The sequence below is a fragment of the Acinetobacter sp. UBA6526 genome (assembly GCF_002434875.1).
Taxonomy (GTDB): domain Bacteria; phylum Pseudomonadota; class Gammaproteobacteria; order Pseudomonadales; family Moraxellaceae; genus Acinetobacter; species Acinetobacter venetianus.
Genome location: NZ_DJLC01000108.1, coordinates 1 through 23204, shown reverse-complemented (window position 1 = coordinate 23204; position 23204 = coordinate 1). Strand labels below are relative to the sequence as shown.

22 protein-coding genes, 1 tRNA gene, 1 pseudogene and 1 riboswitch are annotated in these 23204 nt (G+C 39.8%); of the genes and pseudogenes, 8 read left to right on the top strand and 16 right to left on the bottom strand.

Translation table 11 applies throughout. From position 1 onward, the window contains the following. Window positions 1–129: 129 nt before the first annotated feature. From B4237_RS07230 to B4237_RS07160, 15 genes and pseudogenes are all read right to left on the bottom strand, one after another. A tRNA-Thr gene (locus tag B4237_RS07230) sits at window positions 130–205 on the bottom strand. Window positions 206–304: 99 nt separating this feature from the next. Continuing rightward, on the bottom strand, window positions 305–1798 hold the full coding sequence (trpE, locus tag B4237_RS07225; protein WP_278595693.1) for an anthranilate synthase component I: 1494 nt from the start codon (window positions 1796–1798) through the stop codon (window positions 305–307). An 80-nt stretch (window positions 1799–1878) separates the two neighbouring features. Then, a complete protein-coding gene (locus B4237_RS07220; protein ID WP_278595692.1) occupies window positions 1879–2571 on the bottom strand; it encodes a phosphoglycolate phosphatase in 693 nt (230 codons plus the stop codon). A gap of 65 nt (window positions 2572–2636) precedes the next feature. Continuing rightward, complete coding sequence (locus B4237_RS07215; protein WP_278595691.1) at window positions 2637–3254, bottom strand: FHA domain-containing protein; 618 nt, start codon at window positions 3252–3254, stop codon at window positions 2637–2639. A gap of 63 nt (window positions 3255–3317) precedes the next feature. Beyond that, window positions 3318–5582 (bottom strand): annotated as a pseudogene (gene gspD, locus B4237_RS07210) (type II secretion system secretin GspD). Window positions 5583–5623: 41 nt separating this feature from the next. Further along, the gene (locus B4237_RS07205) at window positions 5624–6475 is read right to left on the bottom strand and encodes a type II secretion system protein N (protein WP_061517365.1); all 852 of its coding nucleotides are present in this window, start codon (window positions 6473–6475) and stop codon (window positions 5624–5626) included. Beyond that, a complete protein-coding gene (gene gspN, locus B4237_RS07200) occupies window positions 6475–7218 on the bottom strand; it encodes a type II secretion system protein N (protein WP_061517366.1) in 744 nt (247 codons plus the stop codon). Before gspN ends, B4237_RS07205 begins: the two co-directional genes overlap by 1 nt. Before the next feature lie 178 nt (window positions 7219–7396). Continuing rightward, window positions 7397–7723 carry an H-NS family nucleoid-associated regulatory protein gene (locus B4237_RS07195; protein ID WP_004876396.1) on the bottom strand — a complete coding sequence of 109 codons (327 nt, stop codon included), beginning with the start codon at window positions 7721–7723 and terminating at the stop codon, window positions 7397–7399. 387 nt (window positions 7724–8110) lie between these two features. Then, the gene (locus tag B4237_RS07190; RefSeq protein ID WP_061517367.1) at window positions 8111–8548 is read right to left on the bottom strand and encodes an acyl-CoA thioesterase; all 438 of its coding nucleotides are present in this window, start codon (window positions 8546–8548) and stop codon (window positions 8111–8113) included. Between the two features lie 8 nt (window positions 8549–8556). Then, a complete protein-coding gene (locus B4237_RS07185) occupies window positions 8557–9750 on the bottom strand; it encodes a hypothetical protein (protein ID WP_061523846.1) in 1194 nt (397 codons plus the stop codon). Window positions 9751–9756: 6 nt separating this feature from the next. Next, entirely contained in the window at window positions 9757–10587 is an 831-nt protein-coding gene (locus B4237_RS07180; protein WP_061517369.1) for a hypothetical protein, read from the bottom strand. Next, window positions 10584–11360 carry a uroporphyrinogen-III synthase gene (locus B4237_RS07175; protein ID WP_061517370.1) on the bottom strand — a complete coding sequence of 259 codons (777 nt, stop codon included), beginning with the start codon at window positions 11358–11360 and terminating at the stop codon, window positions 10584–10586. Before B4237_RS07175 ends, B4237_RS07180 begins: the two co-directional genes overlap by 4 nt. After that, the gene (hemC, locus tag B4237_RS07170; RefSeq protein ID WP_061517371.1) at window positions 11360–12277 is read right to left on the bottom strand and encodes a hydroxymethylbilane synthase; all 918 of its coding nucleotides are present in this window, start codon (window positions 12275–12277) and stop codon (window positions 11360–11362) included. Before hemC ends, B4237_RS07175 begins: the two co-directional genes overlap by 1 nt. A gap of 110 nt (window positions 12278–12387) precedes the next feature. Further along, complete coding sequence (locus B4237_RS07165; RefSeq protein ID WP_007480181.1) at window positions 12388–13128, bottom strand: LytR/AlgR family response regulator transcription factor; 741 nt, start codon at window positions 13126–13128, stop codon at window positions 12388–12390. 57 nt (window positions 13129–13185) lie between these two features. Next, window positions 13186–14328: a sensor histidine kinase gene (locus B4237_RS07160; RefSeq protein ID WP_278595688.1), complete on the bottom strand. Its 1143-nt coding sequence runs from the start codon at window positions 14326–14328 to the stop codon at window positions 13186–13188. Here B4237_RS07160 and argH point away from each other — a divergent pair. Beyond that, the gene (gene argH / locus B4237_RS07155) at window positions 14319–15752 is read left to right on the top strand and encodes an argininosuccinate lyase (RefSeq protein WP_278595687.1); all 1434 of its coding nucleotides are present in this window, start codon (window positions 14319–14321) and stop codon (window positions 15750–15752) included. The genes B4237_RS07160 and argH overlap by 10 nt on opposite strands. A gap of 9 nt (window positions 15753–15761) precedes the next feature. Next, complete coding sequence (locus B4237_RS07150; RefSeq protein ID WP_278595696.1) at window positions 15762–16034, top strand: oxidative damage protection protein; 273 nt, start codon at window positions 15762–15764, stop codon at window positions 16032–16034. Between the two features lie 295 nt (window positions 16035–16329). Here the strand turns inward: B4237_RS07150 and phoU are convergent, their stop codons facing one another. Continuing rightward, a complete protein-coding gene (gene phoU / locus B4237_RS07145) occupies window positions 16330–17052 on the bottom strand; it encodes a phosphate signaling complex protein PhoU (protein ID WP_004876380.1) in 723 nt (240 codons plus the stop codon). A gap of 297 nt (window positions 17053–17349) precedes the next feature. Between phoU and B4237_RS07140 the strand changes: the two genes are divergently transcribed. The 6 genes from B4237_RS07140 to B4237_RS07115 all read left to right on the top strand — a co-directional run. Then, the gene (locus B4237_RS07140) at window positions 17350–18309 is read left to right on the top strand and encodes a hypothetical protein (protein WP_278595686.1); all 960 of its coding nucleotides are present in this window, start codon (window positions 17350–17352) and stop codon (window positions 18307–18309) included. Between the two features lie 45 nt (window positions 18310–18354). Next, window positions 18355–18488: riboswitch (TPP riboswitch) on the top strand. 85 nt (window positions 18489–18573) lie between these two features. Continuing rightward, window positions 18574–20469 carry a phosphomethylpyrimidine synthase ThiC gene (gene thiC, locus B4237_RS07135; RefSeq protein WP_278595685.1) on the top strand — a complete coding sequence of 632 codons (1896 nt, stop codon included), beginning with the start codon at window positions 18574–18576 and terminating at the stop codon, window positions 20467–20469. 75 nt (window positions 20470–20544) lie between these two features. Then, entirely contained in the window at window positions 20545–21156 is a 612-nt protein-coding gene (locus B4237_RS07130) for an NUDIX domain-containing protein (protein ID WP_004876374.1), read from the top strand. A gap of 21 nt (window positions 21157–21177) precedes the next feature. Beyond that, window positions 21178–21993 carry a 3',5'-cyclic-AMP phosphodiesterase gene (gene cpdA / locus B4237_RS07125; protein ID WP_278595684.1) on the top strand — a complete coding sequence of 272 codons (816 nt, stop codon included), beginning with the start codon at window positions 21178–21180 and terminating at the stop codon, window positions 21991–21993. A 189-nt stretch (window positions 21994–22182) separates the two neighbouring features. Beyond that, entirely contained in the window at window positions 22183–22716 is a 534-nt protein-coding gene (dksA, locus tag B4237_RS07120; RefSeq protein ID WP_004876369.1) for an RNA polymerase-binding protein DksA, read from the top strand. Between the two features lie 12 nt (window positions 22717–22728). Further along, on the top strand, window positions 22729–23204 hold a 476-nt coding region (locus B4237_RS07115; protein ID WP_414632344.1), incomplete at its 3' end, for a glutamate--tRNA ligase family protein.

Below are 23204 nucleotides of genomic sequence, written 5' to 3'. Positions count from 1 at the left end.
GGGAAGGATTCGAACCTTCGAAGCTTTCGCAACAGAGTTACAGTCTGCCCCCTTTGGCCGCTCGGGAATCCCACCACGTCGCACTTATTTCAGCGCTTTCCTCTACTATTCACACACTACACTTTAAGATGGTGCCGGCACACGGATTCGAACTGTGGACCTACTGATTACAAGTCAGTTGCTCTACCAACTGAGCTATGCCGGCTCTTTCTTAGCATTTCGTACGTTTCGTATCGGAACGGTGTGCAGTTTAGCAAAACTCTGAATCGATGCAAGTGGTTTTTTCAAAAAAAACCTTAAAAACTCATAAAATCAACCCGTTTGACGATAATTCAACCGCTTTGATCACTGCACGAGCTTTTATTTGGGTCTCATTCCACTCTGATTCAGGATTTGAGTCAGCAACTAGTCCCGCGCCAGCTTGCACATAGACTTTATTTTCACGAATGACACAGGTTCGAATTGCAATCGACATATCCATTTCACCGTGCCAACCCAAATATCCAACTGCGCCACCAAAAACACCGCGTTTTACCGGCTCAACTTCGTCAATAATCTCCATTGCACGAATTTTTGGAGCGCCAGACAGTGTTCCTGCGGGGAATGTTGCTTTAAATACATCTAAAGCATCAACATCATCTCGAACTTCACCTTGCACATTCGACACAATATGCATGACATGCGAATAACGTTCTATGACCATTCGATCTGTGACTTGAACTTTACCAATCTTTGAAACACGCCCAACGTCATTACGACCAAGATCGATCAACATAAGATGTTCAGCAATTTCTTTTTCATCTGCCAGCAAGTCCTGTTCTAAAGCTAAGTCTTCTTCCTTGGTTTTACCACGAGGCCGCGTTCCCGCCAAAGGACGAACGGTTGCAATACCATTTTCCATACGAGATAAAATTTCTGGCGATGAACCCACAATATGAAATGGCTTTTGGTCTGTCAGGGTTTGCCCTTGCACCAAGAATAAATATGGCGATGGATTTAAATGGCGGAGTGCACGATATACTTGTAGCGCTTCACCATCAAAATCAGACACCATACGTTGCCCAGGCACCACCTGCATGACATCACCAGCACGAATATATTCTTTTACCCTTTCCACAGTCTGAAGAAACTTCTCGTGCCCTGTGATTGACTCAAAGTTCGGCTTGGTATGTGGTTTAGCTTGCAAACTCACTGGGATTGCGAGCAATTGCTCAAGTTGATCTAATTTAGTCTGAGCTTGATCATACGCATTTGGCTGTTTAGCATCTGCATGATGAATTAAAAACAAGGTATCTTTTAAATTATCAAATACGATGACTGTTTGAGACAACATTAACCACAAATCTGGGAGTGTCACGGGATCAGCAGTTGGAACATTTTTGAGTTTTGGTTCAATATAACGAACAGCGTCATAGCCCAAATACCCTACCAAACCACCAGTAAAACTCGGTAAATCGGGAATTTCTTTTTGAGTTGGTACTTTAAACTGGCTTTGAAATTCACGAATATACTGAAATGGGTCAGCACACGGCTGCTCTGTTACTGTGCCATCTGCCTGCTGAATCGTTAAAACTCCAGCATTACATGAAAAAACGGTCGACTCACCCAAACCGATCATGGAGTAACGCGCCCAGTTTTCACCACCCTCTACAGATTCAAATAAATAGGCTTGTTTCTGTTCTTTAAAACGGGCAAATACTGAAAGCGGTGTTTCTGTATCAGCCAAACGCTGGCGATAAACAGGAATCGTATTGAATCCAGCTGATTTCAGCTGTTCGAATTGTGCTTGTGAAGTCATGAATATTCTCTATGGTTAAGTTTCTTTGCGTTTTCATTCGATCTTGCTTTAATTTCGCCATCGAAAAACCATAACCAAGCTCATGCCTTTCTCCTTATTTGATCTTCTTCAACCAATTCAAATAAACTATCAACAACTTGTTGTGGCTGACAGTCATAGATGTTTTCACCATGATTATAGCCATAGCTAACCACAATACAATCAATACCTGCACGTCTAGCTGCTTCCACGTCATTACTGGAATCACCCACCATTAATGTGCCTGCCTTATCAACATTTTGCTGCTGCATACAATGTAATAAAGGCAACGGATGTGGTTTCCGCTCTGGCAAAGTATCACCACCAACCACCATTTCAAAAAAAGAAGAGAGCTTTAAGCTTTCTAAGATCCCCTCAGCCAAGTGCTCAGGTTTGTTAGTCACACATGCCATTAAAATATTATGGCTTTGACAGTACTCCAAGAAAGCTAAGACACCATCATAAATTGTGGTATTTACACATAGCTCACGTGCATAAACATCCAAGAAAGTATCGAGTAATTTTTTTTGCTTTTGTGCATCAACTTGACCAAATAAATGCTCAAGCACTGTTTCGCATAATTTTGCTGCGCCTTTACCAACCCACTCTCGAACTTGTAATTCAGTCACCAAAGGCCATTCTAGTTGCTCCAAGCTGAGATTCATTGATCGATATAAATCAGCAGCTGAATCAACTAGAGTTCCATCCAAATCAAATAAAATAAGATCGCGATATTGTAACTGTGCAACAGACATATTTTCACTCAAAAACAAAAGGCACGCTCAAATAGCATGCCTTTGATTGTAAAAGCTTAGATCGATTATTTAAAGAACAACCATGCAATCACAGCTAAAATCACCAACACAATAATTGAAATTAACCCTACAGAAGCATTTTTTTGCTGTTCTTTTTCTTGTTCAACACGAGAAACTGGCTCTTCAATCACAACTGGGTGTTGCTCAGGCGCAGTGACTTTGACATCCACACCCTCTGGAATTGGCGCTGGTTTTGGTATTGTCACTTGTTGTGGCATACCATCTCGAGTAATCGAGGTTTCTGCAGCACGTTCTGCAATACTAGGCATTCCTTGATCGTGTGCCGAAGATGACACAGGCTCAGCTTCAATTTCAGGTAAATCAGCAATACTTACTGGTGCAAGAACAGAAAACATAAAGCTTGCAAATTGAACAATATCACCATCATTCAACTCTGTTTCTTGCTCAATTTTTAGATCATTAATAAATGTTCCATTAGAAGAATTTAGATCCTGAACCCAAAGTTGCTGATCTTTTAGCAACAATGCAGCATGTCGACGTGATATATCTGCCGATTGCAGCAGCAAATCAGCATCCTGATGGCGCCCAACCAACATATCACGTTCAACACTAATTTCTTGCCCCGTAAATTCACCTGTAATGGCTTGTAATTTCCAAGTCATAGATGCATATCCTTATATAATTTCTTGCAATTGTAACATTGTCGCATAAGGTCTTCTGTGCATCTACTGTGAAGAAGCAGGACGAATCGTTGTTGTTGTCACCGTATTTTTACTGCGTTCAGTTTCCTTTACAGGAAGTGCAACTGATTTTTGCTGTACAACAGGTCGATCTTCCGCTACAGGCGTTGAAACAGCGCCAGATTGATTTTGCTGAGTTGCTGTTGGAACTTTCTGATAAGGAGAACTATTCGCTGCCGCAGGTTGCTGGCGATAAATATCATTTACATTTTCTGGTAATTTAGCAAAGTTACCATTTTTATCCATTGCCAACTGCAAGCTATAAAGTTGATTATAACGTTGTTGAGAAATACGTCGAACATCATCCGCATCACCCACAATGGTTGGATGGATAAAGACAAGTAAATTGCGCTTCTCATTCGTCTTGCTATCCGCTCTAAATAATCGCCCCAAGTAAGGAATATCACTAAGAACTGGAACACCTTGTCGAGATTGGACCGTATTATCAGAAATCAAACCACCGAGCACAACGGTCTGCCCATGATCTGCTAGAACTGCTGTTTTAATTGCTCGCTTACTGGTCACCAAATCTGTTGCTTGCCCACGGCTTTCTTGAACCGCAGAAACTTCTTGCTCAACCTCTAAACGAACCGATCCACCTTCACCAATATGAGGAACAACTTTTAAAGTTACCCCCACATCTTTACGTTCAACAGTCGTATAAGGGTTCACACCAGTACTATTCGTCGTCACAGAGCCTGTAACAAAGGGAACGTTTTGACCGACAACAATATAGGCTTCTTCATTATCCATCGTCACAATTGATGGCGTAGAAAGCAGATTTGACTTGGTATTGCTTTTTAACGCTTGAATGAGTGCACCATACAATTTACGTGAACCATCTGCGCCTTCCTTATAATCACCTAACGCAATGGATGACCCTGCACCAACCGCTGAGCCTAAACCTGCTGCACCACCAGTTAGATAACCCGCAGCTAACTTAGATAAACTTGACCCGACATTGGTAAAATTAATAAGGCCTACACCACTACTAATATCACCTAATGCCCATTGAACCCCCAATTGATCCGCATCATCACCAGCTACTTCAATAATTGCAGCCTCAATCAAAACTTGTTGACGACGAATATCCAACTGTTGAATAGCCGCTTCTATTTCTCGCATTAACTGAGGATCAGCCTTCACTACCAAAGCATTTTGAGTGCTATCCGCAATAATACTTACTCCACCACCATTAAAGCTTGTGACACCACTATTTTGATTGTTATTCGAACCACCATTTAGATTAATCGACGGTGTTGAAATAGAAGATGATGAACCTGTTGAAGAACTAGAGTTTTGATTATTTGAAATCAGATTGTTAATTGAGTTACTAGAAGAGGAATTACCACTATTTGATGATGACGATGAAACTGACTGTCCTGTTACTAGGCCTTGTAAAATTTCAGCTAAATTTTTCGCACTCGCATATTTTAAACGGAAGACCTTGAGTCCACCTAAACGATCAGCCGAAGGAACATCCAACATTTCAATCATGTGACGTAAACGTTTACGTGAGTTTGGGTCACCTTTAATCAAAATACGGTTGGTACGGTTATCCGCGATCACACGTACACGAGAACCAATAAAATCTTTTGAAGCACCTGTTGCGCTCATTGTTTCCTATAAGCCAATAATTTCCTCAGCCTGACTCGATTGCAAAGTAATCGCTTCAATATCATTTTGACCAGTGCCGTCTAGATTACGCACAATACTTTCAAGCTGATAGATATTGGTTGCACGATCTGAAACAATTAATGCATTAGTCCCAGCCACAGCAGCCAAATGTGCAAATTGTGGCATCAAAGGACGTAACGCAGGAATCAAATCATTCGGATTGGTATTCTCTAACCAAATAACACGCGTAACAATTTGATCACCACCCGCTCGACTGCGTGCATCGTACGGAATCCCCGAATTTTTTGCATTGCTGTCAGGAACAAGCTTAACCGTATTTCCAGAAGGGAGTGCCACCACACCATTGACATTTAACACCCCTAAAAAAAGATCATAAACTTCATCTTTATTTAAAGGCTTGTTTGAAATAACCGTGACATTTCCGCGTACGCGTGGATCAACCGCAAAGTTTTTACCCGTAATGTCAGCCACTTCATTAATAAATGCCGTCAAATCCGCATCACGTAGATTAATCTTCCATGTCTGTGCTTGCACATTGGTACTGATTGTCGCAACTAAAGGCGCTGCAGCAAGTAATGCCCAAAGTGGACGTTGATGATTCAATAAAGCCATAACCTGCACTTATTCCTAACTTATGTGGTGACGTTCCATCACTAAAAACTTTGTTGTATGGTCATCACTTGATCACCACGTTTTATTTCTATTTTGGCATGTCCTTCACGACGCACTTGCTCTAGTAATTGTACGTCACTGAGTCCTTGCCCTACTGTTTGACCGTTGATCGATAGAATACGATCACCTGAACGTAAACCCAAAGTGTTTTTTAAACTGATTGGTGTACGATCTGATATTTCATAGCCATCTGCACCACCACCGCTCACACCCATATTTTTTAAGTATTGTTCACGGTTTTCCTGCATTTGTTGGATGGCCTGACCTAAAGCAGATTGCGGTGTATTTTGCGTAGCTTGCTGAGGTGCAGAATAAGGTGGTGCTGCTGCATTATTCGTACCACCTAATACTGGCGCGATTGGTTGGTATAACCCTTTATCTAAGCCTTTAAATTTCACTTCACGCGTTGCGCCATTACCTTGTCTCAAGATCACATGATCCCAATAGACCTCAGCCAACTGATAAGACGTCGAGCCAACTGTTTCGCCTACACGATAGCGCTCTGCAATATCATTTAACTTAATTACCGCCGAAGACAAATAACTTGGATAACCAAGCAACACTCCTTGCAGCTCCAAGTTGGCATTATCATCCGCGGAGGTTGTTGCAGGTTCGTTAAATAAAGCAAAAGAACTAATATTTGGAACTTGAGCTTGCTGTGAACCTAATTGCACTCGATCAAATTGCATCGGCTGTGGTGGTGCGATCACCCACCAAAATAATGATGCGAGCTTCCAACATAACCATAAAATCAATAATGCGAGAACAAGACCACTTAACTTATCTAATTTCTGTAAGCGTATTTGTTGCATTTTTTGAGTGATAACTTTCATTAGAAACCACCCTGTAATAACGGTTGGCGTGAACTGACTACATAAGTGTCTAGACCCGCTTTACCTTGATAGGATGGAATGTTAAGAAGCATTCGCTGGGTAAGTTGCACATCCAACATTAAACTAGCATCTAAACTGAGATTTGCCATTTTTTGGCTACGTTGATCACGAACATCAATTTGTAACTGCCCGTTTTCATCTTTCATTTCAGCAACTAGAAAAGGCATATTCATACGATCTTGGCGCTGACCGAATGTATAAGTCAATGCACCACCGCCCCAATTTAGCTGCCCTTCAGTTGAACTGAATCCTTTTTCTTTTTGATAATTCAACTGCACATCTTTTAACTGAATTGCATTTTCTGGCCATTGCCAATTAGCAAAGTATTTTAAGGTTTCTGGTGAAATTTCACCTTGTAAATCCTTAACCATAATTTTCTGGCCTAGACCATAGCCCAAAACCCCATTGAATTGAGTATTACCACTATGAATATCGAGGTTGGCACCAAGGCGCAATAACAGCAAATCTAAAGGACGTGTTTTCCAATGTACAGAACCACGCAATTGACCGCGCTGCCAATCAGCCTGCCCTTGCCAAATGTTGCCGCTGACATTATGTAATATTTGATTATCTTTTGAAAATTTCGCAATTAACCATGTCGCTGGAATTTGTAAAATAATAAAAATTAAAAATGCAAAAATGGCGAAAAGCCACCATCTCCATTGCTTGGTCTTTTTTTTCATTCCACCCTTACCAACATGCAAAATATCATCCGTGTTGAGACTCTCGCTCCGTAAATGACATTATGCATACTTTTTCAACATCGCCAATTCTCTCATATAAAAAAACCAAGCTTTTTAAGCCTGGCTTTTACTGAAGAATAAAATCATCGTATGACAAAACGATGACTTTCAAACTTGATTAGATTAAGAAATCTTCAAGTTTTGCACCTTTTTCTAATTCTGCAACTAACCAACGTGGTTGCTTACCACGACCAGTCCAAGTTTCTTCAGTATTATTTTTATTGCGATAGCGTGGCTCTACAGCTTTACGTGTTGTTTTCTTACGCTTTTGCTCGCCAACTTCCAATAACTCTTCTACGCTAAAGCCAACTTTTTCAGCAATCGCGATAATTTGATTATAAGCATCTTCGATTGCCTGATCTTTTTTACTCGCAATTAAAGCTTCTGCTTCTGCTTGTAAACGTTTTAGATCTTCAACAGACAAATCACTAATATCTGGTTTCATTAGAACCACTCCAACTCAAAAAAGGATATATCACTCAAAAATAAAAAATGAATTAAAAATTCAATTCAATATTAATTTATATGCAATTAAATAATCAATATTAAAATAGTCAACTTAATCACAACACCGTGATAAATCAGCTTATATTTACAATAAAGCTAAGAAAAATCCTATATTCGAGTCAAAATATTTAATTCATCTTAAAAACTATAATAAAAAAATTTAACACTTAGTTATTATAAAGATTAATTAAATCTTAATTTTTGTGAAATATTTTACCTATTGGATAATTTATACAGTTGCTATGATTTTCATTCACAACCAATAACAACTGCATAAACCTTCGCTATATACACACCCAAATAGACATAATAGTCTTTATAATTATTAATGAGATACTAGATGATGCCCAACATTAGATTCGAGTTGAATAATCTTGTTTCGGATTAAATCAGGAATATTAACTTTCTTCGAATCATGCTTAGAAACACAGACAAGGACTGCTTCGCCTGTGGCAACGACTTGGTTTTGCATTTTACTCCACAAAACATAATGCATACGAAATGCACTATTTCTTAACTCTTCAATTCTCGCACCAATATGTAGCACATCGGGATAAAATACAGGACTCAGATATTTACATTGACTGGATGCCACAACTGTCAATATATCTTGATCGAATATATTTAAAGCCATTAAATAAGCAATTCGAGCACTTTCAATATAACGATAATACTGTACATTATTTACATGTCCAAAAGCATCCATATCACCCCAAGCAACAGTTTGCTCATGAACAACAGGATAGACAGACAGCTCTTTCATATTTACACTCATATCTTAAAATTAAGAAAATTAACATCATTTTCAAAGATTAAATTCAACTGCCTGATTAAATCAGGATTATCACCTAGGGTTGATTTAATCCGCAGATAACCCATTAGAATATTATCTGGATATAAAACCAATAGCTGCTCTGCCTCAGATTTACGCTCAGTTGCCATATAAATATGCCATTTAGCAAATGTTAGCATCGGAACACTGGTATATTTTTGTTCAAGCTGAAGAATGCGTTGTTCAACATAGGCATAATCTGGAATTTGTTTTAATAACTGCTGCTGGAACCAAAGATAAAAGACTTCTGGGTCAAAATGCTCTTGTAATAAATGTAAAGCCAGATCAGCATGCTGAAGCCCCATTTCAGGCATACGTGCCAACAGTTTTAGCCATAATACTTTACTGCTGTATGGGCGAAGCTGAATCTCTGATTGCAATGCTAAATAACGCTGTTGTAGCAATGCTAAATCATCCACTGAAGCCTGTTCAAACTGAATTAATAGTTGCTGCAACCACAGGTCACGATGCTCTGCATCTAACAAACCATACTGTGTTGTCTGTAAAAACACCCAAGGTTTTTGTAAGGCTAATTTCCCCCATAATGCAGTAATCCGCTGTTGATATGCATTTTCAATCTCGGTTAACCAAGGCGAAAGTTGATGCTGAGATAAAAATTCAAGATGCGTCAGCGCTTTTTCAGTTTCTAGCCGTTCTAAAAAAATATCTATTCGTAACAATTCAGCCAATTCAAATGCCATCGGTGCTGATTTATCGAGACTTTGTAAGGCCGTATCAAAATCACCATTTCTATAATCAAACTGTGCGTCAATAATATTACTCAGCAAGCCTGACTGAGCAAAAACGCGCTCAATAAAGACTTGTTGATCTTTAGCCGCATCTAGTAGCCAAACAATACCCAATTGCTCATAAGGGTGAAGTTCTTTGAAATTTAAAACAGTCTCTTTTTTGCGTTGCTCTCTTACAAAGTAACGCTTAGCAAATAGCCAACCTAATTGAACTAATAAACTAATCAAGATAAAGAGCGCAATCAGTCCCAGAGCACTACTTTGAAATTGCCAATCTCGCCAATAGATATAAACATAACCATTTCCGTAACCAAAACTCAGTACAGCAAAAGCTGCGAATATCAACAATGTTGCAAATAAATAGATCAGCAATAAATGTTTCATCGTTATTTATCCAAGCAAACCAAGTGTTGTAAGTTTTGGTGCAGGTACGGTAGGCAAATTTGAAATTTTTTCCAATTTCATTTTCATTTGCTGACTATCTCGATCAGGCAGATCCGCCAATATCTGCATAACCTCTAAAATAGATTTTCGATATTCAGACATCTGATTGTGATGTAAAGCTTGAGACGCCAACAATAAACGTAACTGTGCTTCTTTTAAAATAATTGAGCGATTAATTAAATCTGGTGCGACACGTTGTACTTTTTCAAAACTAAACCACTTCCACCAAGCGCGATTTTCAATTTTGACTTTTTGTACGGTTGGATTATCAATTTCAGCTTGTAAACGCTGATCTAATTGCCGCAATAAGTTATCTAACTGCTGCTGTTGCTGCGTTTGAGATAAAACATATTGCTGAATGGCAAGTCGATCTTGCTCTATCGCTTTCATTAAACTTTGTTGTAGAGCAGGAGCTACATTGTATTGAACAATTTGTTGTTGTAATTGATTGAGATGCTCTAGCGCATAAATAAACTGTTGTTGATCAATAGCAAACTGAACCAACTCTAAATGTTGCTTAATTAAAATAACAGGTGCAACACCCACCACCATCATCGGAGGTGGAATACTATTTTCAACAGGTTCTGCAGCGCGTCCACTCTGCATTTGGCGCTGTAAAGCAACAAATTGATCATTGAGTAAGGAATAACGTTGCTCAGTTTGGGCAAGTTGCTGTTGTAATTCAGGTGTTGTTTGAGAATATTGAGCGACATCATAACTAAGTTTTGCTAACCACAATAAACTTAGTAATAGAATCAAATAAACAATTTTTCTCATACCTTTCCTTGCCAGCAACGCATACGGTGAATAATCTCTGATGCAGATAAGTTTTCAAGCTGAATAATGTTACTTGCTTGATTTAACAATACTTGTGAATGTGTTAATAACTGTGTCAGTCGCTCACCAAGCGTCAAATAGATCCACTCTGCTTCTACTTGATTTTGTGAGGTTAATTGTTGCCAATTGTTCCAACTGGCTTCACTACTAATCAACACAGCAACCTGCTGATGAGATTCAATATTTTTTAAAATTGTAGAAAATTTTAGAACACTTAATTCAGGACACTGACGGCGATAAAGCACAAAATTGAGAACTGAAATTCCTTGTTGCTGTAATTGCTGCATCATGAATTGTCGTCCACCCAAACCACGCCAAAAAGCAATCTGTTTAAGGTGATCTTGTTGCTTTAAAATTGGTAAATCCAGCATTCCTTCAGAACTTTCTACCTTAGGAACAAAACTTTCTATTTTAAATTTTGCCAATGCCTGTGCGGTTGCTTGCCCCACAGCAATCCACTGAATATGTGTTAACTGTGCCAAATCAATATTTGCTTGTTGTAGATATCGGATTCCAACCTCAACGGCAGTAGGGCTTACTACAACAATCACTTGAGTTTGTCTAAGCTGCTGATAAAGCTGCTGCAATTCGAAAGAAAATGGCTCAGCCTTTAGCTCAAGCAATGGTAATGTTGCAACCTGATACCCCGCATCAACAAGAGCCTCTGTTAATGTAGAGGCTCTATCTTGTGGGCGAGTATTGATAAATAACATTAATAAAGCGCTTTGAGCAGTTCGCCAGCACCTTGCTCTAATAATCGTTGTGCGAGCTGAACACCCAGTTGTTCAGCATTTCCCGCTGTGCCATCTAACTGTTCTTTCAGTAGCGTTTTACCATCAACACTACCCACACGCCCTTCGATTTTCAACTGATTATTTTGCAAAGTCGCATAACCCGCGATTGGGACTTGGCATCCGCCTTCTAAATAGGCATTGAATGCACGTTCAGCACGCACACAAATCGAGGTTTCTTCGTGTTGTAAAGGTTGGATAAGCTTTAATAATTCATCATCATTTGTACGGCATTCTAGACCCAATGCACCTTGTCCGACCGCAGGTAAACTTACTACTGGTGTTAAACAGTGACGAATACGATCTTCTAATCCTAGACGCTTTAAACCTGCACTTGCTAAAATAATCGCATCATACAGACCATCATCTAGTTTCGATAAACGTGTGCCAACATTCCCACGCAGATCAATAATCTCTAAATCAGGACGTTGCTGTAAAATCTGACATTTACGGCGCAAACTTGAAGTCCCAACTTTGGCACCTTGCGGTAATTCATCAAAATGCTGATATTGGTTTGATACAAAAGCATCTAAGGGATCTTCACGCTCGCAGATCACTGCCAAACTTAAACCTTCAGGCAAGTGCATCGGCACATCTTTCATCGAATGTACAGCCAAATCAGCACGCCCATCGAGTAAAGCAGCCTCTAGCTCTTTTACAAATAAACCCTTGCCGCCAATTTTAGCTAAGGGCGTATCAAGAATTTTGTCACCCTGCGTCACAAACTTAACCAATTCAACCGTTAAATCTGGATAAAGCGCATTTAAACGAGAACGAATATGCTCGGCCTGCCAAAGAGCAAGCGGGCTTTGTCGAGTTGCAATTTTTAGGGTTTTCATAAATCTAAGTTAAGTATTGATCAAAGCAATTGTTCCAAACTTAACTTGCTCATCTAAAATTGCAAGCAAAAAATCACAAAGTGTGCGCTATCCTACAGAAAACTGCCTGATTACAACTGATGCATACACTCTCGTAGACTCGGCAAATGGCGACGGCTCACCGACAAGCGCTCATCAAGTTCTCGTAACCGTACTTGATATTGCCCCGCGGCAACCAACTCCAGTCCTTCCAAATAATCTAAAGAAACGAGTGCATTACGGTGAATCCGAATAAAACGATCCGAAAATTCAAGCTCTAAGTCTTTTAACGTCTCATCAATTAATACGCTGCCATTTTTATGGCGAACCGTAACGTATTTTTGATCAGCAAGAAAATAATAAACATTTTCTAGTGGAATGAGTTCGACCCCGCGATAAGTTTTCGCAGCAATTTGATGGCGTTGGGCTTTGGTATCGTACATATCGTCTTGTTGTTGTAAACCAGTCATTTGTGCTTGTGTTAATTGAGTTAAATTATTAAAAACCTGCTGTAAGTCTTGTTGTGCAACAGGTTTAAGCAAATATCCTTGTGCTTGAAATTTAAATGCTTCCAATGCATGTTGATCATATGCCGTGCAAAAAATAATTGCTGGACGCGGATTTAAACGGCTGAGTTGTTCAGCACATTCCAAACCATTCATCCCTGGCATTTGAATATCTAATAAAACGACATCGGGCGAGTCGTTTTCAATATGATTTAACACATCCTGCCCATGATGCGCCGTCGCAATCACTTCATGCCCCATTTGGGTCACTAAACGTGACAAACGCTCTACTGCGAGAGGTTCATCATCAGCAATCAGAACTTTCATCCTCTCCTCCTTGTCACCGTTAACTTCATCCATATTTTTTATGGTTAACTCGACTTATTATTTTACTCGATAGTGGTAACTCACCACAGTCGTATATAAGGACGCTCCCCCATAGACCTGAAACTTCACCGACCGCCCATAATAAGCTTTCAAGCGTTGTTCCACATTTTCTATCGCAATACCATTCCCTTTTCTCGATTTTATTTTATCGTGAGAATAAGGGTTAGTAATGACTATACTGACTTGATTTTGCAATATTTCAACCAATACGCTGATTGTAGATGGCTGCAAAACCGATTCCACCCCATGAAAAATACTATTCTCTAGCAAAGGTTGCAACGTTAATAATGGAATCGTCACCCGTTTTAATTCAATTGGTGTCGCTTGTATGTTCCATTCTACATTTAAACGCTCACCCAAACGCATTTTTTCTATACTTAAATACTGCTGACAGAGATCCATTTCCTCATTCAAACTCACCAATTTCAGCTCTTGAAAACTCGCTCTAAATAACCGCGATAAATTGATTAGCATATTTTCGGCTTTATCAGGATCAATCGCGATCAAACTCACCACACTATTTAAACTATTAAATAAAAAATGTGGATGGATTCTGGCCTGCATTGCCTGAATACGCGCATTCAGCTCACTATACTGCTGGTTAAGCCATTGTTCCCGCATATATAAATAGCGCAAACAGAATGCACCTAGCAAGACTCCATATCCCAAATGCAAGCTCGCGCCATGAAACAGAATTTCTTCAGAGAACTGACTCGAACGTGTCGCCCAAAATTGAATAATATTCACCGCACAAGTGGTAAATAACACAATCATCTGAAGTAAAAGAAAACCAAGTGTTAATGCAACTTTCTGGCTAAATTTGGCAAAAAATTCTTGGAAATAATCCACAAGCGCAGAAAAAGATAAAATCACCCAGTTAATAAAAAACATGAATTGTAAAAATCGAAGCCATTCTAACGCTTCCCACGAGCGTGCTTCTGCAAGCGCTAAAACCATCGCTAAAACGTTACTTGCAACAATTAATTCTAATAAGTGTTGCCATTGGCCAATTTTCGTAAAAAAATAAGACCCTGATGAATTCATCTGACGAGATTGCGATAACTTCTTACGTCGAGTTTCGGCAACTGCGTTTGGATTTGCTATACTCTTTTTTATTTTACTGAGCCGCCATGACCACATCTTCTCAATCCTCATCTTCAGCAAGCCCTAATCAAACCTCTGGTATGTGGGGCGGTCGCTTCTCTGAAGCAACAGATGCTTTTGTTGCAGAATTTACAGCATCTGTGCAATTTGACCAACGTTTTTATAAACAAGATATTGCTGGTTCAATTGCACATGCAACGATGCTCGCTAAAGTCGGTGTACTTGCTGAAGCTGAACGTGATGACATCATTCAAGGGTTAACGACGATTAAAGCAGAAATTGAAGCGGGTAACTTTGAATGGCGCATTGACCTAGAAGACGTGCACATGAACATTGAGTCTCGTCTAACTCAACGTATTGGCATTACAGGTAAAAAACTCCACACAGGCCGTAGCCGCAATGACCAAGTTGCAACAGATATTCGCTTATATCTACGTGATGAAATTGATGACATTTTAGGTTTGCTGCTACGTTTACAAAAAGGCCTTCTCAGCTTAGCAAGCCAAAATACCAATACTATCATGCCTGGCTTTACGCATTTACAAACAGCTCAGCCTGTCACTTTTGGTCATCACTTATTAGCTTGGTTTGAAATGCTGGTACGTGATACTGAGCGCTTACAAGACTGTCGCAAACGTGTCAATCGTATGCCTCTCGGCTCAGCAGCTTTAGCAGGCACAACCTACCCGATTGATCGTGCCTATACCGCAGAACTTTTAGGCTTTGAAGCTGTTTCAGAAAACTCATTAGATGCAGTTTCTGATCGTGACTTTGCAATTGAATTTAATGCAGCTGCATCGTTAATCATGATGCATTTATCACGTATGTCTGAAGAGCTCATTTTATGGACTTCAGCACAGTTCAAATTTATCAACATTCCTGATCGTTTCTGTACTGGCTCATCAATCATGCCACAGAAGAAAAACCCAGACGTTCCTGAGTTAGTACGTGGTAAATCTGGTCGTGTTTTTGGTGATTTAATTAGCTTACTGACACTCATGAAAGGTCAGCCTTTGGCATACAACAAAGACAACCAAGAAGACAAAGAGCCACTATTCGATGCAATTGATACTGTACGTGGTTCATTGATGGCATTTGCCGACATGGTGCCAGCATTAGTACCAAATATTGAAATTATGCGTGAAGCTGCATTACGTGGTTTCTCAACAGCAACAGACCTTGCTGACTATCTTGTGAAGAAAGGTGTTGCTTTCCGTGATGCACATGAAATCGTAGGTAAAGCAGTTGCGCTCGGTGTTGCCGAAGAGAAAGATTTATCTGAATTAACACTTGAACAGCTTCAACAGTTCTCTGATCTCATTACAGCAGATGTGTTCGATAAAGCACTCACCTTAGAAGCTTCTGTGAATGCGCGTGATCACATCGGTGGCACTGCACCTAAACAAGTTGAAGCTGCAATCGCTCGTGCACACACTCGCCTAGAACAGCTATACGCTTAAGGATTTATGATGACTAGACAAGTATTTTGCCGTAAGTATCAAAAAGAATTAGAGGGCTTAGATTTTGCACCTTTTCCAGGAGCAAAGGGTCAAGAGCTTTTTGAGACCGTTTCGAAACAGGCTTGGCAGGAATGGTTAAAACACCAAACCACGCTCATCAATGAAAAACGCTTAAATGTATTTGAACCTGATGCAAAAAAATTCCTTGAAGAGCAACGTGAGAAATTCTTCAACAATGATGAAAGCATTGAGAAAGCAGAAGGTTGGACTGAGCAAAAATAAGCACTTAGTCTAATTTTATTGATAAAAAGAGAGCTGTTTCTCAGCTCTCTTTTTACGTGATATTTACACTAGTAATAAAGCATTACAGAGTATACACACTTGTCTACATGACACCTAAATCAACTCGATCTATATTTGTATTCAGAAAGACAAAGAGATACACCGATATCTCACGTAATGCATGATATTTCTCTCCCAGACTTTTCCCCCGAAGTCTGGGATTTTTTTATTTTAAATTTACCAACAAAAAAAGCCGCAGAATAATCTACGGCTCGATATTATTTTCATATTCCAATTATTTTTGATTTACTTTCTGCTCAATCTCTTCAATGCTGGTATGACGAACATCCATCCCTTTCGCCATATAAATGACTTGTTCAGAGATATTGCGAGCATGATCACCAACACGCTCAAGTGCACGCAACACCCACATCACATTCATCACACGCGAAATATGGCGAGGATCTTCAATCATATAGGTCATCAACGTGCGTGTTGCAGATTGATATTCACGGTCAATATCAGCATCCGCCATAACAACTTTGAGCGCTTGATCCACATCTAAACGAGCAAAGGCATCTAATGCATCATGGATCATGACACGGACTTGGTTGCCAATATGACGCGTTTCCATATAACCACGAGGAGACTCACCTTCCTCACAAAGGTTTTGTGCAATACGTGCAATTTTTGCAGCTTCATCGCCAATACGCTCTAAATCGGTATTGGCTTTGCTCATCGCAATGACCATACGCAAATCGATTGCTGCTGGATGACGACGTGCCAAAATTAAAGTCAAACCCTCATCAATATCACGTTCATATTGATTGACCGTATTATCTTTAAATTGAACATCAATTGCTAAATTTGCATCTGTATCGAGTAAAGAATGAATTGCATTGGCAACCTGCTGTTCAACCAATCCCCCCATTGTCATAAATTTAGTATGCACAGCTTGTAAGTCTTCATTAAATTGTGAAGAAATATGGTGACTTAACACAGGATTACTTGGACTCACAGTATGCCTCCACTAGACACATGGAAAAATGATTGGTGATTAAAACATAATAATGATGAAAGTTTTATGACAATCAATCACTAGATTTCATGTTTATAAACTTGTCATTATAATCACGTCAACACAACAATATAGAAATAGATAAAGAACTTTATGATGCGTATTTTCAACATATGTTTGTTATGCACCGTCTTCATCACAGGATGTCAGAAAACACCCCAAAATGCTATTGAAAACGAGCAACAACAAAAGCAACCTTCAGTTAAAAGCAAATCAACAAATCATGAATGTCAAAGTTTGAGCCAAAATATTGAAAAGATTGGCCGTAGCAGTACCGTTGAATCACTCACTCAGGTCAATACTCAATTAAAGAAATGCATGACTCAAGCTGATAATACACAACAATTAAAATGGTTAGATGATTCAACAAAAATGTACAAACGTTTCTTAGATGCGGATACAGATGCGAAAAGTTTGGATGCGCTTTCAGAGTACTCATATAGCATTTTAGATAACGAAAATAATCATCCAGACCGTCGCACATCAACAATCCAAGTGGGCAGTCAGGAGATATTTAAAAAATTAGCAAAGAGAGATCAATATTTACTCAAACATCAAGGTCAAGCCTATATTGAGTTTCAATATATTGGTGAAGGTGTTTTTGAATATCGAAGACAGCCTCAATATATCCTTGATATTTTCGCTCCCGCTTTACCTATAGACCAACAGCGCTTTGTCAAACAAATGGCAAAGGATAACCAAGATATTCTCTACAACGATGCTGCATTAACTATTTCTTGGAATGAATTAGTGAATCGAGCATTGTTTTGGGAAAACTACTTAAAACAATATCCAAACGCTAAATTCAAAACAGATGCTCAAAGTTTACTAGACGAGTATCGTTACCTGATCTTTCTAGGAGTAGACAATAGCCCTGTTTCGGATGAGTTTGCTCCAAATACATGGATTGATCCAGACGCCTTAGCCTCAATTAAAGCCTTAGCAAAACGCACAGACACCAACCTTGCTTCTACTGCACAAAAATTCTTGGATTTTATCGCGACACCAATAGAGCAGCGATCTGAGAAGTTTCAAATTGTCAGTGACTCAGACATTCATGAGGCTTCAGCAACAAGTGAGAGCAATGAAACACCCAATCCATATGAGCAATTAAAATCGTTATTGCAGCTTTCCTCACCTTGGGAAAAGGAGCGTCAAAAAGACTGTCACGTTGATGCGATTTGCATTCAAATTTGACGAGAATTAAACAAGCATTTTTTTTTAAATCTGCTAAGCTTTGGACATTGCTTGACGGAGCGCAGTTAACAAACTGCTGAGATTGTCTTAATACTGAGGTCACACCTCTGGATTTAAAGATGAGTACCGTTGAACCTGATCAGGTTAACACCTGCGTAGGAATCAAGCCCAACAAAAAACTTAGCCTTTATTTATCATAGAGATAAATCCGCCATTGTTTTTGGTCGTGCTTGATTCGTTAATGCCATACATAAGGATCATGCCATGAACCAATTAACGAATCGTTCCCCTGCTGATATTTCTGCTCAACATGAGCAAGACGCTAAAGATTTAACCCGTATATTACCTGCTTCGCGCAAAGTGTATGTTGAAGGTTCTCGCCCTGACATCCAAGTTCCGTTTCGTGAAATTAGTTTGACTGAAACACCAACAGGCTTAGGCGGTGAACATAATCCACCTGTGATGGTCTATGACACCTCTGGTGTCTATACTGACCCAAGCATCGAAATCGACCTTAATAAAGGCTTACCTTCTGTGCGCCAAACATGGATCGAAGAACGTCAAGATACCGATGTACTGACAGGCTTAAGCTCTGAATTTGGTCAAGCGCGTTTAAAAGATATTCGTACCGCAGACATTCGCTTTGCACATATTCAAAATCCTCGCCGCGCCAAAGCTGGAAAGAATGTCACGCAAATGCACTATGCCAAACAAGGTATCATCACACCTGAAATGGAATATATTGCGATTCGTGAAAATCAGCGCCAATCTGAAGGTGTAGATATGCGTCAACATGAAGGTCAAAACTTCGGTGCGCAAAATCTAAAAGAGATTACGCCTGAATTTGTCCGTCAAGAAGTTGCTGCGGGTCGTGCCATTATTCCTGCCAATATTAACCATCCAGAATGTGAACCAATGATTATTGGTCGCAATTTCTTGGTCAAAATTAATGCCAATATTGGTAACTCAGCACTTGGCTCTTCGATTGATGAAGAGGTTTCTAAAATGACATGGGCAACCCGTTGGGGCGCCGACACCATTATGGATTTATCGACGGGCAAGAATATTCATGAAACACGTGAATGGATTATCCGCAACTCTCCAGTTCCAATTGGTACGGTTCCGATTTATCAAGCTTTAGAAAAAGTCGATGGCGTTGCTGAAGATCTCACATGGGAAATCTTTAAAGACACGTTGATTGAGCAAGCCGAGCAAGGCGTAGACTATTTTACGATCCATGCTGGCGTTTTACTTCGTTATGTACCAATGACCGCGAATCGCCTCACTGGCATCGTGTCTCGCGGTGGTTCAATCATGGCACAATGGTGCTTAGCGCATCATGAAGAAAACTTCCTCTACACGCATTTCGACGAAATTTGTGAAATCATGAAAGCTTATGATGTGTCATTTAGCTTAGGCGATGGGTTACGCCCAGGTTGTGTTCAAGATGCCAATGATGAAGCACAATTTAGTGAACTTAAAACGCTGGGCGAATTGACACATCGTGCTTGGGAACATGATGTCCAAGTGATGATCGAGGGTCCGGGACATGTGCCAATGCATATGATCAAAGAAAATATGGATCTACAACTTGAAGTCTGTAAAGAAGCGCCGTTCTATACGCTTGGACCACTCACTACAGATATCGCTCCGGGTTATGACCATATTACCTCTGCGATCGGTGCTGCGATGATTGGCTGGTATGGCACAGCGATGCTTTGCTATGTCACGCCGAAAGAGCACTTAGGTTTACCAAATAAGAAAGATGTTAAAGATGGCATCATTACTTATAAAATTGCAGCTCATGCAGCCGACTTAGCCAAAGGTCATCCGGGTGCTCAAGTTCGTGACAATGCTTTATCTAAAGCACGTTTTGAATTCCGCTGGGATGATCAGTTCAATCTGAGCTTAGATCCTGATACAGCACGCAGTATGCATGATGAAACACTTCCGAAAGAAGCACATAAATCAGCGCATTTCTGTTCAATGTGTGGACCTAAATTCTGCTCGATGAAAATCACACAAAATGTGCGAGATTATGCTCAAAATCAACACAATGCCAAGCAGTCAAATGATGCAGAAACAGATGTTGAAGCAGGTCTCAATGCCATGAAAACCGCTTATCAGGAACATGGTCAAAAACTGTACCACAAAGTGTAAATCGACTAAAAAAAGATTTTCCCGCGAATCATTCTCGGTTAGGATGAGATATGTACAATCTCATCCTGATTGAAGATGACCATTCTTGACCACGCCAGCTATTCAGCATCCGACGTTACGATAGAATCTCGAGAGTTTTTATTTCGAGGATTCATTCAAGTTGAGAAAGTGAATATTCGACATCGATTATTTAATCGCTCGGATTATTCACCTTTGATTCAACGTGAACTTGTACATCGTCCAGAAGCCGCTGGCGTTTTATTATATGATGATCAACAACAGCGCTTTGCATTGATAGAGCAATTTCGTATTGGTGCGTTAAATGACGTTGAATCAGCATGGCAACTTGAAGTGATTGCTGGTGTACTTGATGGAGATGAATCTCCTGAAACATGTATTCGCCGTGAAAGTTTAGAAGAATCAGGTTGTGAAATAAAAGAATTACAACATTTATTTAGCTTCTACCCTTCTGCTGGCGCATGTTCAGAATTCTTTCATCTCTATGTGGCAGAAGTAGATCTACCTTTAACAGGTGGAATCTTTGGTATGCCAGATGAAGGCGAAAATATTCAACTTCATTTATTTGATTATTCTGAGTTAACACTCTTATTAAAAAACGGGCGTTTGAGAAATGCACCTGTGATCATGGCATTACAGTGGCTTGCTCAACATTTACAACAACGATAAAAATCTGAAGGGGGTAAGACTGTGACTTTTCAAGTCTCAACATTATCACAAAAAGATTTTGTGATGGTACAGATTACCGATACACACTTATTAGAGTATCCGCATTTGGAATTTGTCGGGATGCAACCTGAGCAAAGTTTCCGTGCAGTAATCGACTTGATGCGCCAACAGCACTCTAAAATTGACCTAATCGTCCATACTGGTGATTTAGCACAAAATCCAACACCTGTGACGTACCATCGTTATCTCGAACATATGAATACCTTGGGAATTCCATTTTTTCATACGCCGGGAAATCATGACGATGTAGCCTATTTTCCATTTCATGAAACAGAACCGAGCAAACCGACCGTTGTTGAAGTAGGTAACTGGCGCATCATTTTATTAAACAGCGCGCAACCAGAACGTATCGATGGGAAAATTGCAGACATTCAATTACAGCAACTCACTCAATTACTAACTGAGTTAAAAGATTGTTATGTGATTATTGCATGTCACCATCATCCATTTGCAATGCAATCAGCTTGGATTGATCAGCATAAACTCAAAAATTCTTCTGATTTATTAGAGACGATCGAGCCATTTAATAATGTTAAAGCAATTGTATGTGGGCATGTGCATCAGGATTCGATTAATACTTGGCAAGGCGTAGAATTCTTATCTACACCTTCGACATGCATCCAGTTTAAGCCAAAAAGTGACAAATTTGCTTTAGACGAAGAACACCCTGGTTATCGCTATATCCGACTTAAATCCAATGGTGAAATCGAAACTCAAGTCTATAGACTGTCAAATTCGCAGCGGATGAGTAGTTCTGAAGTTTTAGGCTATGACTAAACTTTTGATTACAAATCACATCCTAGATTTCTCACTAAATCTAGACAGGAATGACTACCATCTTGCTCAAAAACTCTATATGATGTCGACCCTTGATGGGAAAAACCATCTTCGGTTTCTATAAAAACACTTGCATATCACCATATTTTTTGCGTATAGATAGTACGTGTATGATGAGGAATGCCCTATATGGCGAATGACAACCAAAATCAAGTCTTGGACGAACAGACAGCAGTGATCGACGATCAAAAATCGACTGTAAAACGTGTACGCAAAACCAAACCAAAAGCTTCTGAAGGCGGTACAACTGCTAGCTTGTTTGGAATCGAACCTTATCAGCCGAAAAAAAATGAAGAATACATGTCTGATGGACAACTTGAGCATTTCCGCCAAATCCTAAATGCATGGAAAGCTGAGTTAATGTCTGAAGTTGATCGCACATTGAATACAATGCAAGATGAATCAAGTGCACTACCTGATGTCAATGACCGAGCAACTCAAGAAGAAGAGTTTGCGATTGAGCTACGTACACGTGATCGTGAGCGCAAACTTATTCGTAAAATCGAACAATCTCTTGAAACAATTCAAAGCGGTGATTATGGTTTCTGCGAAACCTGTGGTATCGAAATTGGTTTGCGTCGCTTAGAAGCTCGACCAACAGCAACTCAATGTATCGATTGCAAAACTTTGGCTGAAATCAAAGAAAAGCAAAACAACGGATAATTTTTGACAAGCGTGTTAAGCCATGAAGCGAAGCACAGTTTCGCTCTTGCGCAGTGTCAAAGCGATGCTTTGCTTAATCGCTGCTCATATGTGGGTCGGTTTGCGCCATCGCCAACCGGCCCTTTGCATTTTGGCTCGCTGCTAACAGCCGTCGCGAGTTATTGTGATGCTAAAGCCAATCATGGTAAATGGTTGGTTCGTATCGAAGATACAGACATCCCTCGTATTTATCCAAATAGTGAAACGCATATTCTGTCTTGTATTGATGCATTTCAATTCGAACCTGATGCCGAAATTATTTTTCAAAAAGATCGCTTAGAGATTTACGAAGAAGTGCTTGAACAACTCAAGCAAGCACAATTGATTTATGCCTGCCAATGCACACGTAAAATGCTTGGCTCAAATCATATTTATGCAGGTACATGCCGCAATCAACATCTTCATTTTGAACAGCAGGCCATTCGCCTGAAAGTATCAAATCAAATGAT